General features: G+C 64.2%; 24 protein-coding genes. 6 read left to right on the top strand and 18 right to left on the bottom strand.

The genetic code is table 11. From position 1 onward, the window contains the following. Positions 1 to 18 precede the first annotated feature (18 nt). A complete protein-coding gene (glmU, locus tag AC2A04_RS05310; protein WP_484211264.1) occupies positions 19 to 1,380 on the top strand; it encodes a bifunctional UDP-N-acetylglucosamine diphosphorylase/glucosamine-1-phosphate N-acetyltransferase GlmU in 1,362 nt (453 codons plus the stop codon). Positions 1,381 to 1,526: 146 nt separating this feature from the next. On the opposite strand, the gene AC2A04_RS05305 is transcribed toward glmU, so the two are convergent. Next, a complete protein-coding gene (locus AC2A04_RS05305) occupies positions 1,527 to 1,886 on the bottom strand; it encodes a YgdI/YgdR family lipoprotein (protein ID WP_484211263.1) in 360 nt (119 codons plus the stop codon). Between the two features lie 253 nt (positions 1,887 to 2,139). Between AC2A04_RS05305 and AC2A04_RS05300 the strand changes: the two genes are divergently transcribed. After that, the gene (locus tag AC2A04_RS05300; protein WP_484211262.1) at positions 2,140 to 2,313 is read left to right on the top strand and encodes a helix-turn-helix domain-containing protein; all 174 of its coding nucleotides are present in this window, start codon (positions 2,140 to 2,142) and stop codon (positions 2,311 to 2,313) included. A 257-nt stretch (positions 2,314 to 2,570) separates the two neighbouring features. Here the strand turns inward: AC2A04_RS05300 and AC2A04_RS05295 are convergent, their stop codons facing one another. Then, positions 2,571 to 2,981, bottom strand: a complete 411-nt coding sequence (locus AC2A04_RS05295) for a DUF3597 domain-containing protein (RefSeq protein WP_484211261.1) — start codon at positions 2,979 to 2,981, stop codon at positions 2,571 to 2,573. 401 nt (positions 2,982 to 3,382) lie between these two features. On the opposite strand from AC2A04_RS05295, the gene glmS reads away from it, so the two are divergent. After that, positions 3,383 to 5,206 carry a glutamine--fructose-6-phosphate transaminase (isomerizing) gene (glmS, locus tag AC2A04_RS05290; protein ID WP_484211260.1) on the top strand — a complete coding sequence of 608 codons (1,824 nt, stop codon included), beginning with the start codon at positions 3,383 to 3,385 and terminating at the stop codon, positions 5,204 to 5,206. Between the two features lies 1 nt (position 5,207). On the opposite strand, the gene gltX is transcribed toward glmS, so the two are convergent. The 3 genes from gltX to AC2A04_RS05275 all read right to left on the bottom strand — a co-directional run bounded on the left by gltX (position 5,208) and on the right by AC2A04_RS05275 (position 8,768). Further along, positions 5,208 to 6,536 carry a glutamate--tRNA ligase gene (gene gltX / locus AC2A04_RS05285; RefSeq protein ID WP_484211259.1) on the bottom strand — a complete coding sequence of 443 codons (1,329 nt, stop codon included), beginning with the start codon at positions 6,534 to 6,536 and terminating at the stop codon, positions 5,208 to 5,210. A gap of 46 nt (positions 6,537 to 6,582) precedes the next feature. After that, complete coding sequence (locus AC2A04_RS05280) at positions 6,583 to 7,023, bottom strand: hypothetical protein (RefSeq protein WP_484211258.1); 441 nt, start codon at positions 7,021 to 7,023, stop codon at positions 6,583 to 6,585. Between the two features lie 77 nt (positions 7,024 to 7,100). Continuing rightward, a complete protein-coding gene (locus AC2A04_RS05275; protein WP_484211257.1) occupies positions 7,101 to 8,768 on the bottom strand; it encodes an NAD+ synthase in 1,668 nt (555 codons plus the stop codon). Positions 8,769 to 8,869: 101 nt separating this feature from the next. On the opposite strand from AC2A04_RS05275, the gene AC2A04_RS05270 reads away from it, so the two are divergent. Continuing rightward, positions 8,870 to 9,805, top strand: a complete 936-nt coding sequence (locus AC2A04_RS05270) for a ribose-phosphate pyrophosphokinase (RefSeq protein ID WP_484211256.1) — start codon at positions 8,870 to 8,872, stop codon at positions 9,803 to 9,805. 77 nt (positions 9,806 to 9,882) lie between these two features. On the opposite strand, the gene AC2A04_RS05265 is transcribed toward AC2A04_RS05270, so the two are convergent. Continuing rightward, positions 9,883 to 10,248: a hypothetical protein gene (locus AC2A04_RS05265; protein WP_484211255.1), complete on the bottom strand. Its 366-nt coding sequence runs from the start codon at positions 10,246 to 10,248 to the stop codon at positions 9,883 to 9,885. 47 nt (positions 10,249 to 10,295) lie between these two features. Further along, positions 10,296 to 11,240: a helix-turn-helix domain-containing protein gene (locus AC2A04_RS05260; protein WP_484211254.1), complete on the bottom strand. Its 945-nt coding sequence runs from the start codon at positions 11,238 to 11,240 to the stop codon at positions 10,296 to 10,298. Between the two features lie 167 nt (positions 11,241 to 11,407). Here AC2A04_RS05260 and AC2A04_RS05255 point away from each other — a divergent pair, with 167 nt between their 5' ends. Next, a complete protein-coding gene (locus tag AC2A04_RS05255; RefSeq protein WP_484211253.1) occupies positions 11,408 to 12,187 on the top strand; it encodes an inositol monophosphatase family protein in 780 nt (259 codons plus the stop codon). A 3-nt stretch (positions 12,188 to 12,190) separates the two neighbouring features. Further along, positions 12,191 to 12,643: a gamma-glutamylcyclotransferase family protein gene (locus tag AC2A04_RS05250; protein ID WP_484211252.1), complete on the top strand. Its 453-nt coding sequence runs from the start codon at positions 12,191 to 12,193 to the stop codon at positions 12,641 to 12,643. On the opposite strand, the gene AC2A04_RS05245 is transcribed toward AC2A04_RS05250, so the two are convergent. The 11 genes from AC2A04_RS05245 to tsaB form a co-directional block, all read right to left on the bottom strand. Further along, positions 12,640 to 13,041 carry a hypothetical protein gene (locus AC2A04_RS05245; RefSeq protein WP_484211251.1) on the bottom strand — a complete coding sequence of 134 codons (402 nt, stop codon included), beginning with the start codon at positions 13,039 to 13,041 and terminating at the stop codon, positions 12,640 to 12,642. The two genes, AC2A04_RS05250 and AC2A04_RS05245, sit on opposite strands and share 4 nt — an antisense overlap. Next, on the bottom strand, positions 13,038 to 13,919 hold the full coding sequence (locus AC2A04_RS05240) for a LysR substrate-binding domain-containing protein (RefSeq protein WP_484211250.1): 882 nt from the start codon (positions 13,917 to 13,919) through the stop codon (positions 13,038 to 13,040). The genes AC2A04_RS05245 and AC2A04_RS05240 overlap by 4 nt, the downstream gene beginning before the upstream one ends. A 9-nt stretch (positions 13,920 to 13,928) precedes the next feature. Continuing rightward, positions 13,929 to 14,882 (bottom strand): hemolysin family protein, encoded by a 954-nt coding sequence (locus AC2A04_RS05235; protein ID WP_484211249.1) that lies wholly within the window; start codon positions 14,880 to 14,882, stop codon positions 13,929 to 13,931. A gap of 33 nt (positions 14,883 to 14,915) precedes the next feature. Next, complete coding sequence (gene ybeY / locus AC2A04_RS05230; RefSeq protein WP_484211248.1) at positions 14,916 to 15,419, bottom strand: rRNA maturation RNase YbeY; 504 nt, start codon at positions 15,417 to 15,419, stop codon at positions 14,916 to 14,918. Next, complete coding sequence (locus AC2A04_RS05225) at positions 15,416 to 16,453, bottom strand: PhoH family protein (RefSeq protein WP_484211247.1); 1,038 nt, start codon at positions 16,451 to 16,453, stop codon at positions 15,416 to 15,418. Before AC2A04_RS05225 ends, ybeY begins: the two co-directional genes overlap by 4 nt. A gap of 92 nt (positions 16,454 to 16,545) precedes the next feature. Continuing rightward, the gene (gene miaB / locus AC2A04_RS05220) at positions 16,546 to 17,895 is read right to left on the bottom strand and encodes a tRNA (N6-isopentenyl adenosine(37)-C2)-methylthiotransferase MiaB (protein WP_484211246.1); all 1,350 of its coding nucleotides are present in this window, start codon (positions 17,893 to 17,895) and stop codon (positions 16,546 to 16,548) included. 33 nt (positions 17,896 to 17,928) lie between these two features. Further along, entirely contained in the window at positions 17,929 to 18,702 is a 774-nt protein-coding gene (locus tag AC2A04_RS05215) for a lysophospholipid acyltransferase family protein (protein ID WP_484211245.1), read from the bottom strand. Beyond that, positions 18,686 to 19,108, bottom strand: a complete 423-nt coding sequence (locus AC2A04_RS05210; RefSeq protein WP_484211244.1) for a Fur family transcriptional regulator — start codon at positions 19,106 to 19,108, stop codon at positions 18,686 to 18,688. The genes AC2A04_RS05215 and AC2A04_RS05210 overlap by 17 nt, the downstream gene beginning before the upstream one ends. A 114-nt stretch (positions 19,109 to 19,222) precedes the next feature. Then, positions 19,223 to 19,663: a Ros/MucR family transcriptional regulator gene (locus AC2A04_RS05205; protein WP_484211243.1), complete on the bottom strand. Its 441-nt coding sequence runs from the start codon at positions 19,661 to 19,663 to the stop codon at positions 19,223 to 19,225. Between the two features lie 165 nt (positions 19,664 to 19,828). After that, positions 19,829 to 20,302, bottom strand: a complete 474-nt coding sequence (locus tag AC2A04_RS05200) for a GNAT family N-acetyltransferase (RefSeq protein ID WP_484211242.1) — start codon at positions 20,300 to 20,302, stop codon at positions 19,829 to 19,831. Between the two features lie 18 nt (positions 20,303 to 20,320). Beyond that, a complete protein-coding gene (gene tsaB / locus AC2A04_RS05195) occupies positions 20,321 to 20,938 on the bottom strand; it encodes a tRNA (adenosine(37)-N6)-threonylcarbamoyltransferase complex dimerization subunit type 1 TsaB (RefSeq protein ID WP_484211241.1) in 618 nt (205 codons plus the stop codon). Between the last annotated feature and the right edge of the window lie 2 nt (positions 20,939 to 20,940).

Raw genomic sequence — 20,940 nt, 5'->3', positions numbered from 1 at the left:
TCTGGCAAGGATGCGCGCATGACCAAAACAACACCTGCCGCCGCTCCCGTCGCCACCATCATCCTCGCCGCCGGAAAAGGCACCCGCATGAAGAGCGACCTGCACAAGGTCCTCCACCCCATAGCCGGTCGCCCGATGCTCATGCACCTCATGGCCAGCGCCGAAGCGCTCGCGCCCGCGCGTCAGGTCGTCGTCGCCGGCCACGGCCGCGAACAGCTTGAAAAGGCGCTCGGCACCCGCGCCACCATCGCCGTGCAGGATCCGCAGCACGGCACCGCCCACGCCGTCCAGCAGGCCGAAGGTGCGCTTGCGGGCTTCGATGGCGATGTGCTGATCCTCTATGGCGACGTGCCCTTCGTGCGCACCGCCACCATGCAGACGATGCTTCGTCGCCTCCACGAGGCCGACAGCCCCGCCGCCGTCGTCCTCGGCTTCGCGCCGGAAAACCCGCTGCAATATGGGCGCGTGATCGCACAGGGTGACCGCATCCTGAAAATGGTCGAACACAAGGACGCGACCGCTGATGAACGCGCCTGCAACATCTGCAACTCAGGGCTGATGGCCGTGCGCGGCGCAGACCTGTTCGGCCTGCTCGCCCGCGTCGGCAACGATAACGCAGCCGGCGAATATTACCTGCCCGACGTCGTCAACATCGCCATCGCCGATGGCCGGACCTGTGCGGTAGTAGTGACGGATGACGCCGACGAAGTCGCCGGGATCAACTCCCGCGCAGAACTCGCCGAAGCCGAAGGTCGCTGGCAACAGCGCCGCCGCGCACAGGCCATGGCAGACGGCGCCAGCCTGATCGCGCCTGAAACCGTTTGGTTCGCCTGGGACACGCAGATCGGGCGCGACGTCACCATTGAACCCAACGTCGTATTCGGCCCCGGCGTGACCGTGGCGGACAACGTCGTGATCCACGCCTTCAGCCACCTTGAGGGCGCGACGCTGGCAGAGGGCGTCCAGATCGGCCCCTACGCCCGCCTGCGCCCCGGCGCGGTGCTGGAAGAAAAGGCCAAGGTCGGCAACTTCGTCGAGATCAAGAACGCGGTCCTGCACAAGGGCGCCAAGGCCAACCACCTCACCTACCTCGGTGATGCAGACGTGGGCGCAGGCGCCAACATCGGCGCAGGCACGATCACCTGCAACTACGACGGCTACTTCAAGCACAAGACCATAATCGGCGAACGCGCCTTCATCGGCTCGAACTCGGCCCTGATCGCCCCGATCAAGATCGGCGCGGATGCGATTGTCGCGGCAGGCAGCGCGGTGTCACGCGACGTCGGCGATGGTGAGTTGCGCATGGTGAGGGCGGAGCAACTGGTCAAGCCGGGCTGGGCTGATCGGTTTCACGATGCGATGAAGAAGAAGAAGGGGTGAGGGGGCCAATTCAAACTTGAGTGTGGCTGAAAAGCTGCAGCCCAAGCCTAAACTGGATCGGAGAATATCGGTTCACCTACTACCACCTTGTAAGCAATTGGAGCTGGATCGGGAACTCATAAATCTCAGTGCAAAATGAACGCTCGTCAAAGAGCCTTGCAAGATATGATGGCTAGGTCGGATGCGAGCGATTTTGGTTGGCCCGCGCCCAGCCCGACGATGATTTTCTGTCTCTGTACTTGCAGTTCGTAACCATGTCCTTGTTGGTTTTCCGCAGGACACCGCTCGTGAGCTATGGCGACCAGGGTTTCCCGTGAATGATCCAGTCGTTCGAAACGGTAGGAATACGCTATTTCTGCGACATCTCCGAAAAAGGTGGTGATTTCGTCGGAAGAGATGATGCGACCTTCTAAGGTTGCGACGGGGGCAACGGCGTCAGGGCTTACCTGCGGCGAGGCGCAACCTGCGAGCGCAATAATTGTCATTGCTGCCAATAAAGTTCGCATTGCGGAGTTAGGCCTTACCGACACTGCTCGCGTCAAGCGGTAACTGACTGGTTTCCTGCCGCGCTGTTTTCTGATTCAGCGTTGTCATGGGCCGATAAGACCAGACCGACTTGAGGCAGTAGTTCGGGGGACAGTATATTAGACTCAGAATTACGGTGACGCGTGCATAAATCTCCAAATCCGCCCGGCAACTTACGAGCCGGATCAGACTTGTGCCGTCGTCCAACGTCGAAGTCCCGCCGTCGATGTGGTCATGATCCGGGCCAGCACCGGCCTGTCGCAAGGCGCCTTCGCGCGCAGTATCGGCGTTGCCAAGGGCACGCTGCTCAACTGGGAACACGGACGTCGCCGCCCGACCGGCCCTGCGCAAGTGCTGCTGGCGATGATTGCGAAGAAGCCCTCATTGGTAAGCGAACTCCTGCGCTGAAATTCGCGTCACCCCAGGCTTGATTGGTGGTTATCCCTTTCGAGGCAGCAAATACCCCGCTTCGTCTTGCTGAACTTGTTTCAGCATCCATTTATCCCCACGGACCGCCGTGCGACTGGAGAGATGGGCCCTGAAACGAGTTCAGGGTGACGATGTGGTATGAGTGGCATGCAATGGGGCCGCCACCGACTTGGCTCGGACCGACGTGTAAACGAGGGAACGCAGGGCAGCGCATCCGCCGCCCCTTGCGCCCAACCTCAATCCGTCAAATCAGCAGGAACCTTGCCGCCGTTTTCGGCCAGCTTGCGCATGGTCGCCTTGTGCAGCCAGATGTTCATTTCCGCCGAACCGTCGAGCGCGCCGGTGTAGCCCAGTTCCTGCGCGAGTTCCTTGCGGTTGGCGAGGCTGGAATCGATGTCGAGCAGCTTCATCAGGTCGACGATCGAGGTGCGCCAGTTGAGGTCCTTGCCCTGCGCCATCGCGGTCAGGTTGGCTTCCACGTCGACCGGTGCGGCGGGTGCCGCCGCGGGGGCTGCGGGGGTGGGCGCGCTCGGCGCCGGGGCGGCACCGGCGGTGGGAGCAGGTGCTGGCTTGGGGGTTTGGCCGGTCTGGGTCGGGCGCGTGCCCTTCCAGGAAATGGCGTCCATGATCTTGCTGAAAATGCTCATCTTGCGCTCCTGCGGTGGGGTTCACCTGACAGGCAACCGGCAGCGGCGGCATTGTGTTCCGGGAAGTGCGCGGATGCCGTCGGCGACAAACCATTTTCCTACAGGCCTGCGATTGGGGCAGGGTCGGTCCCGATGGTCGAGCCTTCCATTCCGCCCGCATTCATGCGCCTTTTCTCACAGGCGGGCAGGGGCGACCTAAGCCCCAGCCAGTCCTCTCGTTACATTCCTCTGGACAGTGTAAACCGTGTAAACCCCCTGTCGCCAAACCCCTCGGGTCCGGTCCGGATCAAGCCCGGGAATCGCCGCTGGACAAACCGCCTCGCGCTGCGACATGGAAAGACAATGCCAACCTCTTCGTGCCATAGCGGGCGAAACGGCTTCTTCAGGATCAAGCGACACCCATGTGCGGAATTATCGGAATTGTCGGCAAGGAACAGGTGGCGGACCGGCTGGTCGATGGCCTGCGCCGCATGGAATATCGCGGGTATGACAGCGCGGGCGTCTGCACGGTCGATGGCGGGCAGCTGATCCGCCGCCGTGCAGAGGGCAAGCTGGGCAACCTGGTTATCGAGCTTGCACGCAATCCGGCGCAAGGGCTGATCGGCATCGCCCACACCCGCTGGGCCACCCACGGCGCGCCGACCACCAGCAACGCGCATCCCCATGCCACCGAGCAGGTCGCGCTGGTCCACAACGGCATCATCGAGAATTTCAAGCCGCTGCGCGATGCGCTTGTGGCACGCGGTCGCAAGTTCGAGAGCGAGACCGACACCGAAGTCGTCGCACACCTCGTGTCCGAACAGGTCGAGGCGGGCCTGTCTCCTCAGGACGCGGTCAAGGCCGTGCTGCCCCAGTTGCGCGGCGCCTTCGCACTCGCCATCGCGTTTCGCGCGCATGACGACATGCTGATCGGCGCCCGCCTCGGCTCGCCGCTGGTCGTGGGTTATGGCGAGGGCGAGACCTATCTGGGTTCCGACGCGCTTGCGCTCGCGCCGCTCACCCAGCGCATCACTTATCTCGAAGAGGGCGACTGGGTCGTCATCACCCGCGACGGCGCGAAGATCTTCGATGTTGACGACAACGAAGTGACGCGCCCCATCGTCGCCTCGGGCGCGACTGCCGCCGCGATCGAGAAGGGCAATTACCGGCACTTCATGCAGAAGGAAATCTTCGAGCAGCCGGTCGTCGTCGCCCAGACGCTGCGCTCATATCTGCGCCGCGTGGAGCAGACCGTGGCGCTGCCGCAGATCGATTTCGATCTGGCGAGCATCAACCGCGTCACCATCGTCGCCTGCGGCACCAGCTTCTACGCCGCGATGGTCGCCAAGTACTGGTTCGAACAGTTCGCCCGCCTGCCGGTGGACATCGATGTGGCGTCTGAATTCCGCTACCGCGATCCGGTCCTCGAACCCGGCGGCCTCTCGCTGTTCATCTCGCAGAGCGGCGAGACGGCGGACACGCTCGCCGCGCTGCGCCATTGCAAGGCAGCGGGGCAGACTATCGCCGTCGTCGTCAACGTGCCGACCAGCACCATGGCGCGCGAGGCGGACCTGCTGCTGCCCACCCACGCCGGTCCCGAGATCGGCGTTGCCTCGACCAAGGCGTTTACCTGCCAGCTCGCGGTCCTCGCCGCGCTTGCCGCGCACCTTGCCGTCAAGCGCGGGCGGCTGACGCGCGCTGAAGAGGCCGAGATCGTCGAGCACCTGGTCGAAGTGCCCTCGGCGCTCAATGCAGCGCTTGCCCACGACGACGAGATCGCAGGCATGGCCCACCTGATCGCGCCCGCGCGCGACGTGCTCTATCTCGGGCGCGGGGCGGATTACCCGCTCGCGCTCGAAGGCGCGCTGAAGCTGAAGGAAATCAGCTACATCCACGCCGAGGGTTATGCCAGCGGCGAGATGAAGCACGGGCCGATCGCGCTGATTGACGAGTTGGTGCCGGTGATCGTGCTCGCCCCTTCAGGCCCGCTGTTCGAGAAGACCGTTTCGAACATGCAGGAAGTCCGCGCGCGTGGCGGGAAGGTTGTGCTGATTTCCGACGCAGAAGGCATCGCCGAAGTGGGCGAGGGCTGCCTTGCCACCATAGAAATGCCCAAGGTTCACCCGCTGATCGCGCCGCTGGTCTATGCCGTGCCGGTGCAGTTGCTGGCCTATCACGTCGCCGTGGCCAAGGGCACCGACGTTGATCAACCGCGAAATCTGGCGAAGTCTGTGACGGTCGAGTAGCTCAAGCCGAAAGGCGGCGCACGGCATCATCCTGCGCAATCAGGGGAAGCAGCGCCGCCATTTCCGGGCCGTGGTCCTGACCGGTCAGGGCCTGGCGCAGCGGCAGGAACAGCGTCTTGCCCTTGCGCCCGGTGCTGTCCTTGAGCGCGGCGGTCAGCGCACGCCATGGATCGGCGCTCCAGTCGAGGGCTGCCGCAACCTTCGCCGCCTCATTCAGAAACGCTCGCGTTTCATCATCGAATACAGGCGCGGATACCGGCCCGGTGACGACCTGCCACCAGTCCTTGGCCTCGTCGATGTGGGCCAGGTTGGGCCGGATAGCTTCCCAAGCCGCCTCGCCCATGCCTTCAGGCAGGAGATGGGTGACGCGGGCAAACGGCAGCCGGTGCACGATCTGCGCGTTGACGCGGTGCAGGTCGGCCTCATCGAACCGCGCCGGCGCACGCCCGAACCGTGACAGATCAAAGCTTGCCGCCAGCGCTGCGGCATCGAGCGTCGCATCGACCGGATCGGAAGTGCCGAGCCGCGCCAGCAGCGCGACGATGGCCTCAGGCTCGATCCCCTGCTCGCGGAAATCGGCCATGCCCAGCGCGCCGAGGCGCTTGGACAGCTTGCCCTCGCTTCCGGTGAGCAGCGCTTCATGCGAAAAGCGCGGAGGCTGCGCGCCAAGCGCTGTGAACATCTGGATCTGCGTGGCGGTATTGGACACGTGGTCTTCGCCGCGCAACACATCGGTCACGCCCATCGCGATGTCGTCGATCGCCGAGGGCAGCATGTAGAGCCACGACCCATCGGCGCGGCGCACGACCGGATCGGACATCTGCCTCGGATCGAAGTTCTGGGCGCCGCGGATGCCATCGTCCCAGGTGATCGGCTGGTCGTGATCGAGCAGGAAGCGCCAGTGCGGCTTCTCTCCGGCGGCGGCCTTGGCCTCGTGGTCGGCCTCGCTCAGCTTCAGTGCTGCACGATCATAGATCGGCGGTAGCCCGCGCCCGAGTTGCACTTTCCTCTTGAGGTCCAGTTCCTGCGAAGTCTCGTATGCGCGATAGACGCGCCCGGCTTCCACTAGGCGCTCGAATTCGCGCTCATAAAGATCGAAGCGCGCCGACTGCCGCTCCTTGCCGTCCGGGACCAGCCCCAGCCATGCGAGATCCGCGCGGATTGCCTCGACATACTCCTCGCGGCTGCGCTCGGCGTCGGTATCGTCGATGCGCAGCAGGAACCTGCCGCCGGTCTTCTTTGCCAGCAGCCAGTTATGCAGCGCCGTGCGCACGTTGCCGACGTGAAGCTTGCCGGTGGGCGAGGGGGCGAAGCGGGTTACGGTGGTCATGGCGCTCGCCCTAGCGCGCGCCGCGATCAAGGGGAAGGCCGGAAGGTCAGGGGATAAGGGCGACGGCATGGACCGCGGCGTTATACAGCGCGTCGTGGCGCTCGACGCGGACGAACCCGCTGACCACGTCGCCGAAGATATCGCGCCTGCCGGCCATGGCGGCGCGGGCGAGAGCCGCAAGCGTGGTCTCGTCCGGCGTCATCGCAAGGCAGCAGGGCCGGTTGACCATGAAGGGTTCGGGCCAGACCTGCTTGATTGTCATGACGAGGCCATGCACCGCGCAGGCGGCTTCGATGCTGTGATAGCGGCGGGCGAGATCGGGGACCGGATCGCGGGCGGTGGCCTCGAACAAGGCGCACAAACGCATGGCCATCGTCAGGTGCAGCCCTTTGAGCGTAAGGCCGCGAATGTCGTGGCCGCGCGCCATGCCCGCGATCACGGCGGAGAAGCGGGTGGCGCTATCGCTGCCTGGCTGATGTACCGACATGACAATTCCTTTGTTGCGAACGATTCGCAATTTAGGCGTCCGTCATTTCTACGTCAATGCGAATCGATCGCAATAAGTCAGCCGGTGCGGAAGCCGTGGGTGATGGGATAGCGACGATCGCGGCCATAGTTGCGCGCGCCGAGTTTGACGCCTGGAGGGGCTTGCCGGCGCTTGTATTCCGCCACATTCAAAAGCCGCTCAACCCGTGAGACCGTGGCGCGGTCGAAACCATCGGCTACGACCTGATCGACGCTCTTCTCGTTCTCGACCAGTCCGGTGAGGATCGCGTCGAGAATGTCGTAGGGCGGCAAGGAATCCGAATCCTTCTGGTCTGGACGGAGTTCGGCGCTTGGTGGCTTGGTGATGATCCGCTCGGGCATGACAGGGCCCTCCGGGCCAAGACCGATCTTGGGCCGCCTGGTGTTGCGCCAGTTCGAGACTGCGAAGACCGTGGTCTTGTAGGCATCCTTGAGCGGGTTGTAGCCGCCGTTCATGTCACCGTAGATCGTCGCGTAACCGACGCTCATCTCGCTCTTGTTGCCGGTAGTCACCAGCATCGGGCCGAACTTGTTCGACAGCGCCATTAGCGTGACTCCGCGGATGCGCGACTGGATGTTTTCCTCGGTAAGATCCGGCTGCCTGCCCGTAAACACGGGGGCAAGCATCTCGCCAAAGCCGAGCACCGCCGGATTGATCGGCACGGTATCCAGCTTCACGCCGAGCATCCGAGCGCATCCTTCGGCGTCCTCAAGGCTTTCCTGACTGGTGTAGATGCTGGGCATCATCACGCACCACACCCGGTCCGCGCCCAGCGCATCGACTGCGATGGCCGCGCAGATGGCGGAATCGATGCCGCCGGAAAGCCCGAGGACGACTCCGGGAAAGCGGTTCTTGTTGACGTAGTCGCGCAGGGCCATGACCATCGCGCAGTAGATGTCCTCGGGATGCTCGGCGAGATCGTGAACCTCTCCTGCCTCGCAGCGCCAGCGATGGCCCGATCCGAATCCGACGCGGCTCCACGTGGTGGTGACGATGGATTCTTCCCAGTCGGGCATCTGCACCCACAGCGCACCTTCGGGACCGACGACGAAACTGGCCCCGTCGAACACGATCTCGTCCTGCCCGCCAACGCGGTTGAGATAGATCAGCGGGATGCCGGTATCGATCGCGCGGCGCTTGGCAACGCCATCGATGCGCAGGACGTCCTTGTCGATCTCGTAAGGGCTGCCATTGACGCAGATGAAGATCTCCGCGCCGAGTTCGGCGAGGTGGCGGCAGACGTCCGGGTGCCAGATGTCCTCGCAGATCGGCAGGCCCAGCATCGCGCCCTTGAACAGGACCGGCTCCGGCAGGGGCCCGGGCATGAAATAGCGCTTTTCATCGAAGGTGCCGTAATTGGGCAGTTCGTACTTGAAGCGGGTGGCTGCAATGCGCCCGCCTTCGAGCAGGGCGACGCCATTGTGCAGCGCCCCGTCGCGCACGAAAACCGACCCTACCAGCATGGCGGGGCCGCCATCGGCGGTGACGGCGGCGAGCTTTTCCAGCTCTACGGCCGCTCGCTCGACAAGCGCGGGCTTCATGATCAGGTCTTCGGGCGGATAGCCGATCAGTTGCAGTTCGGGAAAGACGATCAGGTCGCTGTCAGGCGTTTTCTCGCGCGCGGCGATCATCGCGGCGGCATTGGCGGCAAGGTCGCCCACTGACTGGTTGAGCTGGGCGAGGGTGATCCGGAGAGTAACTGCCATGTCAGAACCCTAGGCGGCAAACGCCGTGGCCCGCAAGAGTTGCAAACCTGTCATCATGGGCTAATGCGCAGGCGGGGATCGAATCCGAGGGAATCGCACGCATGAAGATCATGGCCGGCAACTCAAACCTGCCGCTCGCTCGCGCCATTTCGGCTTATCTCGAAGTGCCGCTGACCGACGCCAGCGTGCGCCGCTTTGCCGACGAGGAAGTTTTCGTCGAGATTCACGAGAACGTGCGCGGCGAGGACGTCTTTGTCGTCCAGTCGACGAGCTATCCGGCCAATGACAATCTGCTGGAACTGCTGATCTGCATCGACGCGCTGCGCCGCGCCTCGGCCAAGCGAATTACGGCGGTGGTTCCCTATTTCGGCTATGCCCGCCAGGACCGCAAGCCCGGCCCGCGCACGCCGATCTCGGCCAAGCTGGTCTCGAACCTGATCACCACCGCAGGTGCCGACCGCGTTCTCGCGGTCGATCTGCATGCTGGCCAGATCCAGGGCTTCTTCGACATTCCGACCGACAATCTTTTTGCAGCGCCCGTGATGGCAGCGGATATCCAGACGCGCTACGGCACGCAGGAACTCATGGTCGTCTCGCCCGACGTCGGCGGCGTGGTCCGCGCGCGTGCACTGGCCAAGCGGCTCAACAACGCACCGCTCGCGATTGTCGACAAGCGCCGCGACCGTCCCGGCCAGTCGGAAGTCATGAACATCATCGGCGACGTGAAGGGGCGCATGTGCATCCTGATCGACGACATCATCGATTCGGGCGGCACGCTGTGCAACGCGGCGCAGGCGCTGCTCGATGCCGGCGCGGCGGGCGTTTCAGCCTATATCACTCACGGCGTTCTGTCAGGCGGTGCGGTGGCCCGCGTGGCCGGATCTGCGCTCAAGGAACTGGTGATCACCGATACGATCATGCCAACCGAGGCAACCGCTTCGTGCGATCGCATCCGCGTCCTCACGATCGCGCCGCTGATCGGCGAGGCGGTGCGCCGCATCGCTGACGAAAGCTCGGTTTCCAGCCTTTTCGATTAGAGCAGGTTGCAGAAAATCTGCACCGCACTTCGTCATTGCGGGCAATGACGCATGATCCCGATTGATTGCGTGCCGCTTTAATCTTCTGTGGTGGGCGGGGTTTTCGCCACCAGCCTCAGCTTTTCCAGCCATGCGCGCGCCTGCTTGGGCTCGCCCACCGCGTGCGCGCCGGGCTTGCCGCGCGCGGCCATGAATTCGTCGTGGAGCGTGAAGGGCTCCATGAACAGCGTCTCCCGCGCTTCGGCGATGAGGTCGGCAAGTTCGGTCAGGTTGTCGATCACCGGCTGGGTGGCGGCGCGCATGATCTTGTCGGCATTGTGATCGAACAGGCCCCACTTGCCTGCCGCGGTCACCTGCAGCGCCTCGATCAGAGCTTCGAGGTAATCCGCTTCCAGTTCGGAGCGCCGCTTGTCGAGACGTTCGAGACGATCAGCCCTTGCCATTGCCATCTGGCTCTAGGCGCGCACATGCCACGGCGCAACTGCTGTGCTCACTCCCAGGGCTTGATCCCGCCGGGTGCGAGGCGCTGGATGATCTCGAGCCGCCGCGTCTGGCGGGTTTCGAGGCCGAGGGTCATCAGCGGTTGCGGGCGCTCGACGAACTGCTTCGGACTCATGCCGAACATCGCGCTGAATTCGCGGATGAGGTGGCTCTGGTCGTAGTAGCGCAGCGCCAGCGCTTCCGCCTCGTCCTGATCGGCCACGCCGCGCAGGTGGCTGGCCATGTCGAGCGCACGGGCGCGGCGCAGGACCTGCTTGGGCGTCATGCCGAAATCGCGCCGCACGATGCGTTCGAGCCGGCGCTGGTCGACGCCAAGGTCCTGCGCAAGCTGTGCAACCGAAACGGTCGGGTCGGTGAACGCCGCCGCTTCGAAGCGCGCCGAGATGGGCTCGGGCTCGCGCACCGCACGCTCGGCAATCAGGCTGCGCATCTCGGCCTCCATCGCGAGCGTCCATTCCTCGGGACTGGCATCGGGATCAAACAGGCCGAGCCAGCGCGATTCGGGCATGCCAAGCTCGGAGAACGTCGCGAGGCGATCGGTCAGGCCGTGAATGTCGGGACCGCCCAGCGCATGGCAGGCTCCCGGCCGCAGGAATATGCCGACGCTGGTGAAGCTGCCGGTCACGCTGATCGGCAGGCGCCGCGAATGCGGACCGAACAGCATCGCCGCGCGTTCGGAGGCGCGGACGCCATCGGCGGTCGTCGCTTCCCACTTGCCCCGCAACTGCACGCGAACACAGGCAAAATCGCTAAGCAGCCCGCAATCGAGCCGCCGTTCGGCCGGCATGTCGACGATGGTGACATAGAAGCGGCCGACCCAGCGTTCGAGATCGGGAGCAGGGGCGCGACTGTAGGAAATGGGCTGGCCATCGCGCGTCGCCCCATTGGGCGAAACTATCGACCGGTCGACCGCCGGCCTGCTGTTGCGACTCATCAATGCGCCCCCTGAACAATCATTGCCACAATCCTAGCGCTGATGCGCCATATCTTGTGTGCTGACCGTCACGCCTTAACTAAAGTTACTGGAGTCAGAAGTCGATGCCGTTTGTGCGGGCGGTTGCGGGTTGACCGTCGGCCCCATCGACGGGCACAGGCTATGCCATGAAACTTGAAAACGACATTGCCCTTGCCCTTCGCCTTGCCGACGCGGCCGCCGCTGCGATCCGCCCCCATTTCCGCACGGTCACGGCCGAGCGCAAGGGGGATGCGACTCCGGTCACGCTTGCTGACCGCGCTGCCGAAGAAGCGATGCGCCGCATCCTGACGGCCGAGGTTCCGCGCGATAGCATCATCGGCGAGGAGTTCGGCTCGACCGCAGGCAGTTCGGGGCGCAGTTGGGTGCTCGATCCGATCGATGGCACGGCGGGCTTCCTTGCGGGCCGTCCGATTTTCGGAACGTTGATTGCGCTGGTAGTCGAAGGTTTTCCGGTACTGGGCGTGATCGACCAGCCTATCACCGGTGAACGCTGGGTCGGTGCAGCGGGCATGGCGACGACGCTCAACGGCAAGCCCGTGCGCACGCGCCTCTGCCGCGAACTTTCCGAGGCTACGCTGGCGACGACCGGACCGCACTACTTCGACGATCATGACGGCGCGCATTTCATGGGTCTTGCTGCCAAGACCGATCACAAGCGCATGGTCATGGGTGGCGATTGCTACAACTATGCGATGCTCGCCACCGGCCAGCTCGACGTCGTCTGCGAGGCGAATCTCCAGTTGCACGACTGGGCGGCGCTTGTGCCGATCGTCGAGGGTGCGGGCGGGACCATGGCCGACTGGAACGGCGACCCCCTTCATTCGGGCTCGGACGGGCACGTCATCGCTATGGGCGATCCGGCGCGGCTGGACGACGTTGTCGAGGCGCTTGCCTGCGCGCATTGATGCATGAGGATGCGCGCGCACTGGTTCTTCTTTTACGGCACGCTCACGCAGGATCATGAGAACGCGCTGACGGGCGCGATCCTGCCGCTGCTGACGGGCGGAAGACGCGCCACGGTGCGCGGGCGGTTATGGGCCGTGCGATCGTCCGGCGGCTGGTATCCGGCACTGGGCGCGGGGCGGGGACTTGTGTGGGGGAGAATTTATCGCGCCGGCCCATGCTTTTCTGCGAAGCACTTGCGGCTGCTCGATACTTACGAAGGCTATGATCTACGATGTCCGGCGCGGTCGGAGTATCGCCGTCGGCAGGTGCGCGTTGGCGTGGCGGGCGGTGGCTCCGTGATGGCCGCGGCCTATATCTACAACCGCCCAGTCCATGCGGGACAGCGCGTGATCGCCGGGGGTGACTTCGCCGCGTTCATCGCGCGGCACGGTCTGCCGGCCTTTGGCGCGGATTAGCGGACCAGCAGGTCCACTTCGGACAATTCGATGACCGGTATTTCCCAAGGGTGCGCCGTAACCAGCGCGGCCAGGGCGGCGTCGAAATCTGCGCCGGTGGAGGCGTAGGTCTTGAGTATGACCGTGGGGGAAAGCGCCGTTACGCCTGCCTGGCCTAGGGTGGGCGCGGCATCAGGCGAGGGTGTGAAGCTTTCCCAGCCTGGCCCGATCTCGCACACACCATGATAAAGGCCAAAATCGCCCAAGGAATTGTCGGCGCGGATCACGGCGAGAAGCGCCGCAGCGGCGGGATCGCGCTCTAGCGCCGTGCTGTCTCCGCCAAGGAGGCGCGCAAGCGTTTCGGGCACAACCGGGCAATGGATCGTCACCATCGTCACGCGGCGGCGGGTGGGCGTCAAAGCCCCGCCTTCAGCATCCAGTCGTGGAACAGGCGCACCGGGCGCGATTGCAGCGCGCGCGGGCGGCAGACAAACCAGTAGGAATAGGGGCTGTCGACGTCGATGTCGTAGAGGCGCGCCACGCGCGGATCGTGGCTGCGGTGATAGTGATCATCGTGCATGATCGCGATGCCGAGCCCTTGCGCGGCGGCTTCGAGGATCAACTGGCCAGAATCGAAATGGTCGATCGCCGCCGGTTCAAGCTTTTCGAGATGCAGCGCCTTCTTCCATGCCTCGAAGCTCATCGGCAGGTCGTTGTGGACGAGGAATGTCTGCTTCGAAAGCTTGGCGATGTCGGGCCGGTCACCCAGTTCCTCGGCCAGCGCGACAGACGTGATCGCGTGGACGCGGTTATGATCGAGCCGTACGGAATGGAGCGAGGCGTCGGGCCCTTCGGACAGGACGATGGCCGCATCGATCGTATCGCCCAGCTTGGTTTCGGCCGCGTGGCCCGAATCGATGTCGATGTGCAGTTGCGGATGCAGCTTGCGCAATTCGCCAAGCCGGGGGAACAGGCGCTGGCTGCCGAACAGGGGCAGCACGCCAAGCCGCAGGCGCATGACCTTGCCGGTATCGATCAGGCGATCGATCCTGTCAGCCATCTCGTCGATCAGCGGGGCGACCGCATCGTAAAGCTGCTGGCCTTCCTCGGTCAGTTTGAGCGCCTGGTGCTTGCGTTCGAACATCGGCTTGCCGACGAATTCCTCGAGCGCGCCAAGGCGGCGCGACAAGGCCGAGGGGCTGAGCGCCAGTTCGGCCGCCGCCGTCTTGGCCGACCCTGCGCGCACGACGCGTATGAACGCCTCGAGCGAACGCAACGGGGGCAGGCGGCGGATCATGTTCTCGTCCTAGTCCTCTTCAACTGCTTCAGCCTGCGGGGCATGAAGCCGGATGCTGGTCAGGCGGCGTTCGTCGCCCCCGGTCACTTCAAGTCGCCAGCCACTGGCATGTTCAAGAATGCGTCCGACGGGTGGCACCTCGCCTGCCAGAACCACCGCCAGACCGCCCAGCGTATCCACATCTTCCTCGACTTCCGCAAGTCTGGGATCGACCGTTTCCGCGACATCGTCGAGTTCGGCGCGGGCATCGGCTTCCCAGGTATCGGGGTCGATGCGGCGGATCAGTTCTTCGGGCGCGTCGTCGTGCTCATCCTCGATCTCGCCGATGATCTCCTCGACCAGGTCCTCGATGGTGATGATGCCATCGGTGCCCGAATACTCGTCGATCACCACGGCAAGGTGCGTACGCCGACTGCGCATGTCGGCCAATACGTCAAGCGCGCCCCGTGCCTGCGGCACGAACAAGGGCTGGCGCATCAGCGTGGTCCAGTCCTTGGGGGGCAGCTTGCCGGAAAGGGTCATTCCGGCAACGCTGACGAAGACGTCCTTCACGTGGATCATACCCACGATCTCGTCGAGCGATTCGCCATAGACAGGCATGCGGCTGTGACCGTGTTCGGCAAAGGCGGCCACCAGTTCCTCAAACGTGGCCGAGGCGGGCACGGCGACGATCTCGCTGCGCGGGATCGCAACGTCGTCGGCGTCATGTTCACTGAAGTGCAGGAGGTTGCGCAGCATCTGGCGTTCGAGCGGGACAAGATCGCCATTGGCGGCGGTCGCCGCATGCGGTTCGCCCTCGTGCTCGTCGATCGCTTCCTCGATCTGGGCGCGGAGCGACTGGTCGTTGTCCGGCCCCCGGAAGAAGGCCCTGATCGCGCGCCACAGCACGCGCCATAGTGCAGGATTGCTACTGTCTGCGTCTCCCGACCGGCTATCGCCGGTGGAGCCATTGCCCTCGGGCACTACCTGGAACTCCCCTGTAACGGTCTTGGTGTGTCAGTCTTCGACCGCATATGGGTCGGCGATGCCCATCAGCGCAAGCGCCTTCCGCTCCAGATTCTCCATTTCCTCCGCTTGCGCCTCGCCAAGCTCATGATCGTAGCCGGCAAGGTGGAGCAGGCCGTGGACGACGAGGTGGGTTGCGTGGACCTCGACCGACACGCCCTTTTCCGCCGCTTCGCGCCTGCAGACACCGTGTGCGAGGATCATGTCGCCCAGCATGCCGGGCGTGCTTTCGTCTGCTGCTGCGTGAAGCACTTCCTCACGGCTGAGCATCGGGAACGACAGGACGTTGGTCGGCTTGTCCTTGGCGCGCCACTGCCTGTTGAGCGCATGGACTTCCTCGTCATCGGCCATGACCAGGCTGACAAGCAGGTTTTCGTGCGCCAGCTCGGTCGCGACGCTGGCCGTGGCCTCGGCCGCGCGGTTGGCCAGCGCCTCCCAGTCCACCGCATCGCCCCAGACGGGGTCGATGTCCATCTCGAGGATCGGTGCGCTCACGCATCCTTTCCTTCGTAGGCTTCGACGATGCGACCGACGATGGGATGGCGGACAACGTCGGCGGTGTTGAAGCGCACCGTGGCGATGCCTTCGACACCTTCGAGACGCTGGACGGCATCGTTGAGGCCGCTGGCGGTAACGCCTCCGGGAAGGTCGACCTGCTTGGGATCGCCGCAGATCACCATCCGGCTGTTCTGGCCGAAGCGGGTGAGGAACATCTTCATCTGCGCTGGCGTGGTGTTCTGCGCTTCGTCGAGAATGACGAAAGCATCGGCCAGCGTGCGGCCGCGCATGAAGGCGATCGGCGCGATTTCGATCTCGCCGCTGGCGATGCGCCGCTCGACCTGTTCAGGCGGCATGCAATCGTAAAGCGCATCGTAAAGCGGGCGCAGGTAGGGATCGACCTTTTCCTTCATGTCGCCGGGCAGGAAGCCCAGTCGCTCGCCCGCCTCGACCGCGGGGCGCGACAGGATCAGGCGCTGCACCGAGCCCGAGATGAGCTGCGCCACGGCCTGTGCCACCGCGACATAGGTCTTGCCGGTGCCTGCCGGCCCGAGCGCAAAGATCACATCGTTCGAAATCAGCGCCTTCATGTATTCGATCTGGGTCGGGCTGCGCGGGACGATCGTCTTCTTGCGCGTGCGGATCATGATTGGGGGCGCACCGCCCGGCATTCCGCTGATGATGCCCTCGAGCGTAGGCTCGACGCTCATCGCTATCAGCGATTCGACCGCACCTGCATCGAGGTCCTGCCCGGTCAGCAGGCGCTGATGCATGCCGCGCAGGACATCGCGGGCGCGTGCGACGGAATCGTCGGGCCCTTCGATCAGGACGCGGTTGCCACGGGCCGAAATGTACACTCCCAACCGGTTCTCGATCAGCACGAGATTGGTGTCGAACTGGCCGAACAGCGCGCCGAGCACGGTCTGTTCATCGAATTCGACTTCGACCCGGGCGCGCCGATGTTGATCGGGGCGGTGCAGTTCCGGGCGATGATGCGCCTCATCATGGGCGCGGGGGAGTTTTCGGGCCATGCTCTCCTTTCAGGCAAGGGGCTTACCCTTGAGAATAGGTGCGGATGGGCGGTGCGCAAGGCGGCGCGCGGTGAAAAGGCTGTGGAAGCCGTTTATTCCACAGGCATTTCGAGCAGCCGGCCCGACAGCGAATTGGGCCCGGCCTCGATGAGTTCGACTTCCACCAAATCGCCGATCGCCGCATCGCCGGTGAAGTGGACCGATTGCAGCCACGGAGACTTGCCCAGCCACTGGCCGGGGAACTTGCCCTTGCGCTCCACCAGCACCGAGCAGCGTTTGCCCACGCTGGCCTTGTTGAAGGCAAGCGAATCGCGCTGCAGCGCGGCCTGGAGGCGCTGCAGGCGTTCGTCCATGACTTCGACCGGCACCTGATCGTCCATTGATGCAGCGGGCGTTCCGGGGCGGGGGGAGTACTTGAAGCTGAAGGCCTGAGCATAGCCGACTGCGCTGACCAGTTGCAGGGTCTCGTCGAATTCGGACGCGGTTTCGCCGGGGAAGCCGACGATGAAATCGCCCGAAAGCGCGATGTCTGGGCGCGCTGCACGGATACGTTCGAGCACGCGCAGGTAGCTCTCGGCGGTGTGGCTGCGGTTCATCGCCTTGAGCACGCGATCGCTGCCCGCCTGCACGGGCAGGTGCAGGAAAGGCATCAGCTTGTCGATCTCGCCGTGCGCCTCGATCAGGCCATCGGTCATGTCGTTGGGATGGCTGGTGGTATAGCGGATGCGCTGCAGGTCGGGGTCTGCGGCAAGCGTACGGATCAGCCCGTCGAGGCCGATCTGGCGGCCCCTGTCGTCCATGGCCGTCCAGGCATTGACGTTCTGGCCAAGCAGCGTGATCTCGCGTGCGCCACCGGCGACGAGCAGGCGGGCCTCTTCGACGAGGTCATTGTAGGGACGCGATATTTCAGCGCCGCGCGTATAGGGCACCACGCAATAGGTGCAGAACTTGTCGCACCCTTCCTGCACGGTAAGGAACGCTGAAGGGGCGGATTTGCGGCGCTTGGGCAGCGCGGCGAACTTGGCCTCGGCGGGCATGTCGGTCTCGGTCGCGCGGCCACCGGCGGCGGCCTGCGCCACCATGTCGGGCAGGCGGTGGTAGGACTGCGGGCCGACCACGACCTTGACGCTGGGAGCGCGCGCCATGATCTCGGTGCCTTCGGCCTGGGCTACGCAGCCGGCCACTGCGATCAGCGGGGCCGAACCATCATCGCGACGCAGGCGGCCGATGTCGGAATAGACTTTCTCGGTCGCCTTTTCGCGGATGTGGCAGGTGTTGAGCACGACGAGGTCGGCGTCCTTGCCCCCTTCGACAGCGGTCATCCCCTGCGCGGCAAGCAGTTCTGCCATGCGCTCGCCGTCGTAGACGTTCATCTGGCAGCCGAAGCTCTTGACGTGAAAGGTCTTTGGCAGATCGTTGGGAGGGGAAGTGGGCGCGGACATGGGCGGGCCGATACTGGATTTACCGTCGCTTGGCTACCGCTTGCGGGCGATCGCCTCGAGGATGCGGGTGCGCGCGGCGGCGGCCATGGTCTTGCGGCTGGTGGATTCGTCGGGCGTAAGCGGCGGGAGGAAATGGACGGTCACCGGCTGCCGGCGGCGGCGGGCGAGGATCTTGAGGAAATTTTCGAGGCCAGGCTCTTCACCCACCCAAGCCATCGCTGCGACATCCGGGCCGTAATCGAGCCAGACCGGCTGGATCGCGATGCCCGGTGGCGGCGGATCGAGCGCGGACAGGAGCGAGGACTTGAACGGCAGCAGGCCGGTGCCATCGCTGGTGGTGCCTTCTGGAAAGACGGTCAGCGCGCCGGTATCGGTGATGGCGGCGCGTACCGCCTCGACCTGGCTATGAACCGAGCGGCGTTCATGGCGGGCGACGAACACGGTGTCGTTCATGTCGCACAGCCATTTGAGCGCGCCATGATCGGCAAGGCCGGAATGCGCCACGAAGGCGCTGCCGCTGGCGCCCGAAATCACCGGAATGTCGAGCCAGCTGACGTGATTGGACAGGAGAAACGCGCCCTTGCGCGACGGCGCCCCCTCTATCCGGACCTGTGCGCCGGCGATCCGTGCGATGCCGCCGAGAAAGAAGCGGGGCCACGGATTGTGCAGGCGTGCCACGCGCCAGAGATAATAAAGCGGAACGCAGGTGACGAGCCAGAGCAGCATGGCCGAGAGGCGCAGGCCGATGCGCAGGCGTCCACCCAGGGAAATGCCGGGGCGGCCGAGGCTGTCAGCCGTCGCGGTCAAGCTTGACGCCGTAAAGCTCCATGCGGTGATCGACCAGGCGGTAGCCGAGCTTTTCGGCGATCTGGCGTTGGAGCTGTTCGAGTTCGGGATCGACGAATTCGATGACCTTGCCCGATTCGACATCGATGAGGTGATCGTGATGCGCCTCGGGCGTGGCTTCGTAGCGGGCACGGCCATCGCCGAAGTCATGGCGATCGAGGATGCCGGCTTCCTCGAACAGGCGGACTGTGCGGTAGACCGTGGCGATCGAGATGCGCGAGTCGATGGCCGAAGCACGCTCGTGCAGCTTCTCGACATCGGGATGGTCGCTGCTTTCCGACAGCACGCGCGCGATCGTGCGGCGCTGATCGGTAATGCGCAGGCCGCGCTCGGCGCAGAGGGCTTCGATGTCGATGGCCTGGTGCACGTGAGTTCCGTCAGAATGGATGCCGACCAAAAAGAACGGCCCGCCGATCTATAGAGCGGCGGGCCAAATCTTCAACCGGGCGCCATACGATTGCGCCGCGATGGATACGTGCGATCAGGCAGCGGCAGGCTTGCGGCCACGCTTGGGAGCGGGCTTGCGACCGAGGCCGATCTTCTTGGCCAGTTCACGGCGCTTTTCGGCATAGGCCGGCGCGACCATCGGGTAGTCAGCCGGAAGATTCCAGCGTGCGCGGTACTGATCCGGAGTCATGTTGTAGCGCGTGGCGAGGTGGCGCTTGAGCATCTTGAGCTTCTTGCCGTCTTCCAGGCAGACGATGTGATCGTTCTTGACCGAAGAGCGGATCGAAACCGCCGGTTCCGGTGCCACTTCGACGACCGGCGCGGGCTGATCGAGGTTGGCAAGCGCGGTGTAGACGTTGGTGATCAGGGTCGGAAGGTCGCTGACCGAGACGCTGTTGTTGCTGACGTGGGCAGCGACGATGTCGGAGGCGAGCGTGATCAGGGTTTCACGCATGTCATTTTGCATTTCAGTCATTGCGAACCGTCTTCCTATGGGTGCTCGTCTTGAGCCTAGTGGCATTTCAAGTCAAAATTGGTGATCCAGATCACCTTTTATAGTTTTGTGCGCAGGGACACAACCATATCCGACAAATTCCCGGAAATTCGCGAACAGATACGTATTGCACTGCCAAGTATAGGGTTAATGACCGAGCACCAGTTCCTGAGTCAGTGCATCGATGCGCTGGCCCGCGGGAGTCCGGTAGTAGCCGGGCCTCATGCCGATTTCGCGAAAGCCGTGCGCGGCATAGAGAAACCCGGCAGGGTTGTCGCGGCGCATCTCGAGGAAGACTCGGGCCACGCCACCAGAACGCGCTTCTTCGATGAAACGGCTCAGTAGGGCATGACCAAGTCCTTGAAAACGATACTTTGGTGCGATTGCGAAGAGGAGTAGTTCTTCTTCGTCGAGAATATTTCTTCCCATGAAAAATCCGGCGGTCTCGGTATCGTGTTCGAACCGTCCAGAGCCGTCAGGCGCGATTAATCCATAGCGGCAATTGCCGACGATCAGTGCATCGCTCACCTGACGACGGTTCCACGCCTCGCCATATTCGGGCGGAAACGCGCATTCCATGACGGACATGATCCGGTCGATGTCGTCGGGCGGCGCGATCATCGTGCGGGTCTGGCCCGATCAGGCCGCCGATGGCAGCCGCGCATCGGGCGCGCGACCGTAACTGGGGCGAGGATCGTGGTGAAATGCCGAAGGCGCGAGAAGTGCAACGCATCGCGCATCGGGGCGCAGATCGAGCGCGCGGATGCCTGAACGCGCCTGTGCAATGGCCTGCGCCTGACTGCCGGCGACAAGCGGGGCGTTTGACCTCGCGATGGCATCGCGAGGCGCCAGCGAGACAAGCGGGGCAATCGGTGTGCCATCGGCAGCAAATGTCTGGAAGAACCATTCGCCGTGTCCGCCGGTCATGCAGACATCGACTGACTCGCTCGGATGGTCGGCAAGAGCCATTGCGGCGACGAGCGTCAGGCTTTCGTAGCCTTCGAGCCGTGCGCCCCACGCCACCGTGAGAGCGCGGGCAGCGGCAAGGCCCACGCGAATTCCGGTAAAGCTGCCGGGCCCGACATCAACGGCAATGGCATCGGCCCTGCCGTTTCCAGGCAGCGCGCCAATCATCGGCACGAGGCGCTCGGCATGTCCGCGCCCGAGCGTCAGGCATTCACCGGCGACGAGAATCCCATCCTCGATCAGGGCAACCGAGCAGTTCTCCGTCGCACTGTCGATGACCAGCCTGCGCACGA

This window comes from Novosphingobium sp. HNCC26DJ243, assembly GCF_057180545.1.
The sequence above is the reverse complement of the archived record's forward strand: the minus strand, read 5'-3'. Positions and strand labels throughout refer to the sequence as shown.

Coding starts and splice junctions, on each gene's coding strand:
- glmU (WP_484211264.1), top strand. CDS start 19: ATGACCAAAACAACACCTGCCGCCGCTCCCGTCGCCACCATCATCCTC.
- AC2A04_RS05305 (WP_484211263.1), bottom strand. CDS start 1,886: ATGCGAACTTTATTGGCAGCAATGACAATTATTGCGCTCGCAGGTTGC.
- AC2A04_RS05300 (WP_484211262.1), top strand. CDS start 2,140: ATGATCCGGGCCAGCACCGGCCTGTCGCAAGGCGCCTTCGCGCGCAGT.
- AC2A04_RS05295 (WP_484211261.1), bottom strand. CDS start 2,981: ATGAGCATTTTCAGCAAGATCATGGACGCCATTTCCTGGAAGGGCACG.
- glmS (WP_484211260.1), top strand. CDS start 3,383: ATGTGCGGAATTATCGGAATTGTCGGCAAGGAACAGGTGGCGGACCGG.
- gltX (WP_484211259.1), bottom strand. CDS start 6,536: ATGACCACCGTAACCCGCTTCGCCCCCTCGCCCACCGGCAAGCTTCAC.
- AC2A04_RS05280 (WP_484211258.1), bottom strand. CDS start 7,023: ATGTCGGTACATCAGCCAGGCAGCGATAGCGCCACCCGCTTCTCCGCC.
- AC2A04_RS05275 (WP_484211257.1), bottom strand. CDS start 8,768: ATGGCAGTTACTCTCCGGATCACCCTCGCCCAGCTCAACCAGTCAGTG.
- AC2A04_RS05270 (WP_484211256.1), top strand. CDS start 8,870: ATGAAGATCATGGCCGGCAACTCAAACCTGCCGCTCGCTCGCGCCATT.
- AC2A04_RS05265 (WP_484211255.1), bottom strand. CDS start 10,248: ATGGCAAGGGCTGATCGTCTCGAACGTCTCGACAAGCGGCGCTCCGAA.
- AC2A04_RS05260 (WP_484211254.1), bottom strand. CDS start 11,240: ATGAGTCGCAACAGCAGGCCGGCGGTCGACCGGTCGATAGTTTCGCCC.
- AC2A04_RS05255 (WP_484211253.1), top strand. CDS start 11,408: ATGAAACTTGAAAACGACATTGCCCTTGCCCTTCGCCTTGCCGACGCG.
- AC2A04_RS05250 (WP_484211252.1), top strand. CDS start 12,191: ATGAGGATGCGCGCGCACTGGTTCTTCTTTTACGGCACGCTCACGCAG.
- AC2A04_RS05240 (WP_484211250.1), bottom strand. CDS start 13,919: ATGATCCGCCGCCTGCCCCCGTTGCGTTCGCTCGAGGCGTTCATACGC.
- AC2A04_RS05225 (WP_484211247.1), bottom strand. CDS start 16,453: ATGGCCCGAAAACTCCCCCGCGCCCATGATGAGGCGCATCATCGCCCG.
- miaB (WP_484211246.1), bottom strand. CDS start 17,895: ATGTCCGCGCCCACTTCCCCTCCCAACGATCTGCCAAAGACCTTTCAC.
- AC2A04_RS05205 (WP_484211243.1), bottom strand. CDS start 19,663: ATGACTGAAATGCAAAATGACATGCGTGAAACCCTGATCACGCTCGCC.
- AC2A04_RS05200 (WP_484211242.1), bottom strand. CDS start 20,302: ATGATCGCGCCGCCCGACGACATCGACCGGATCATGTCCGTCATGGAA.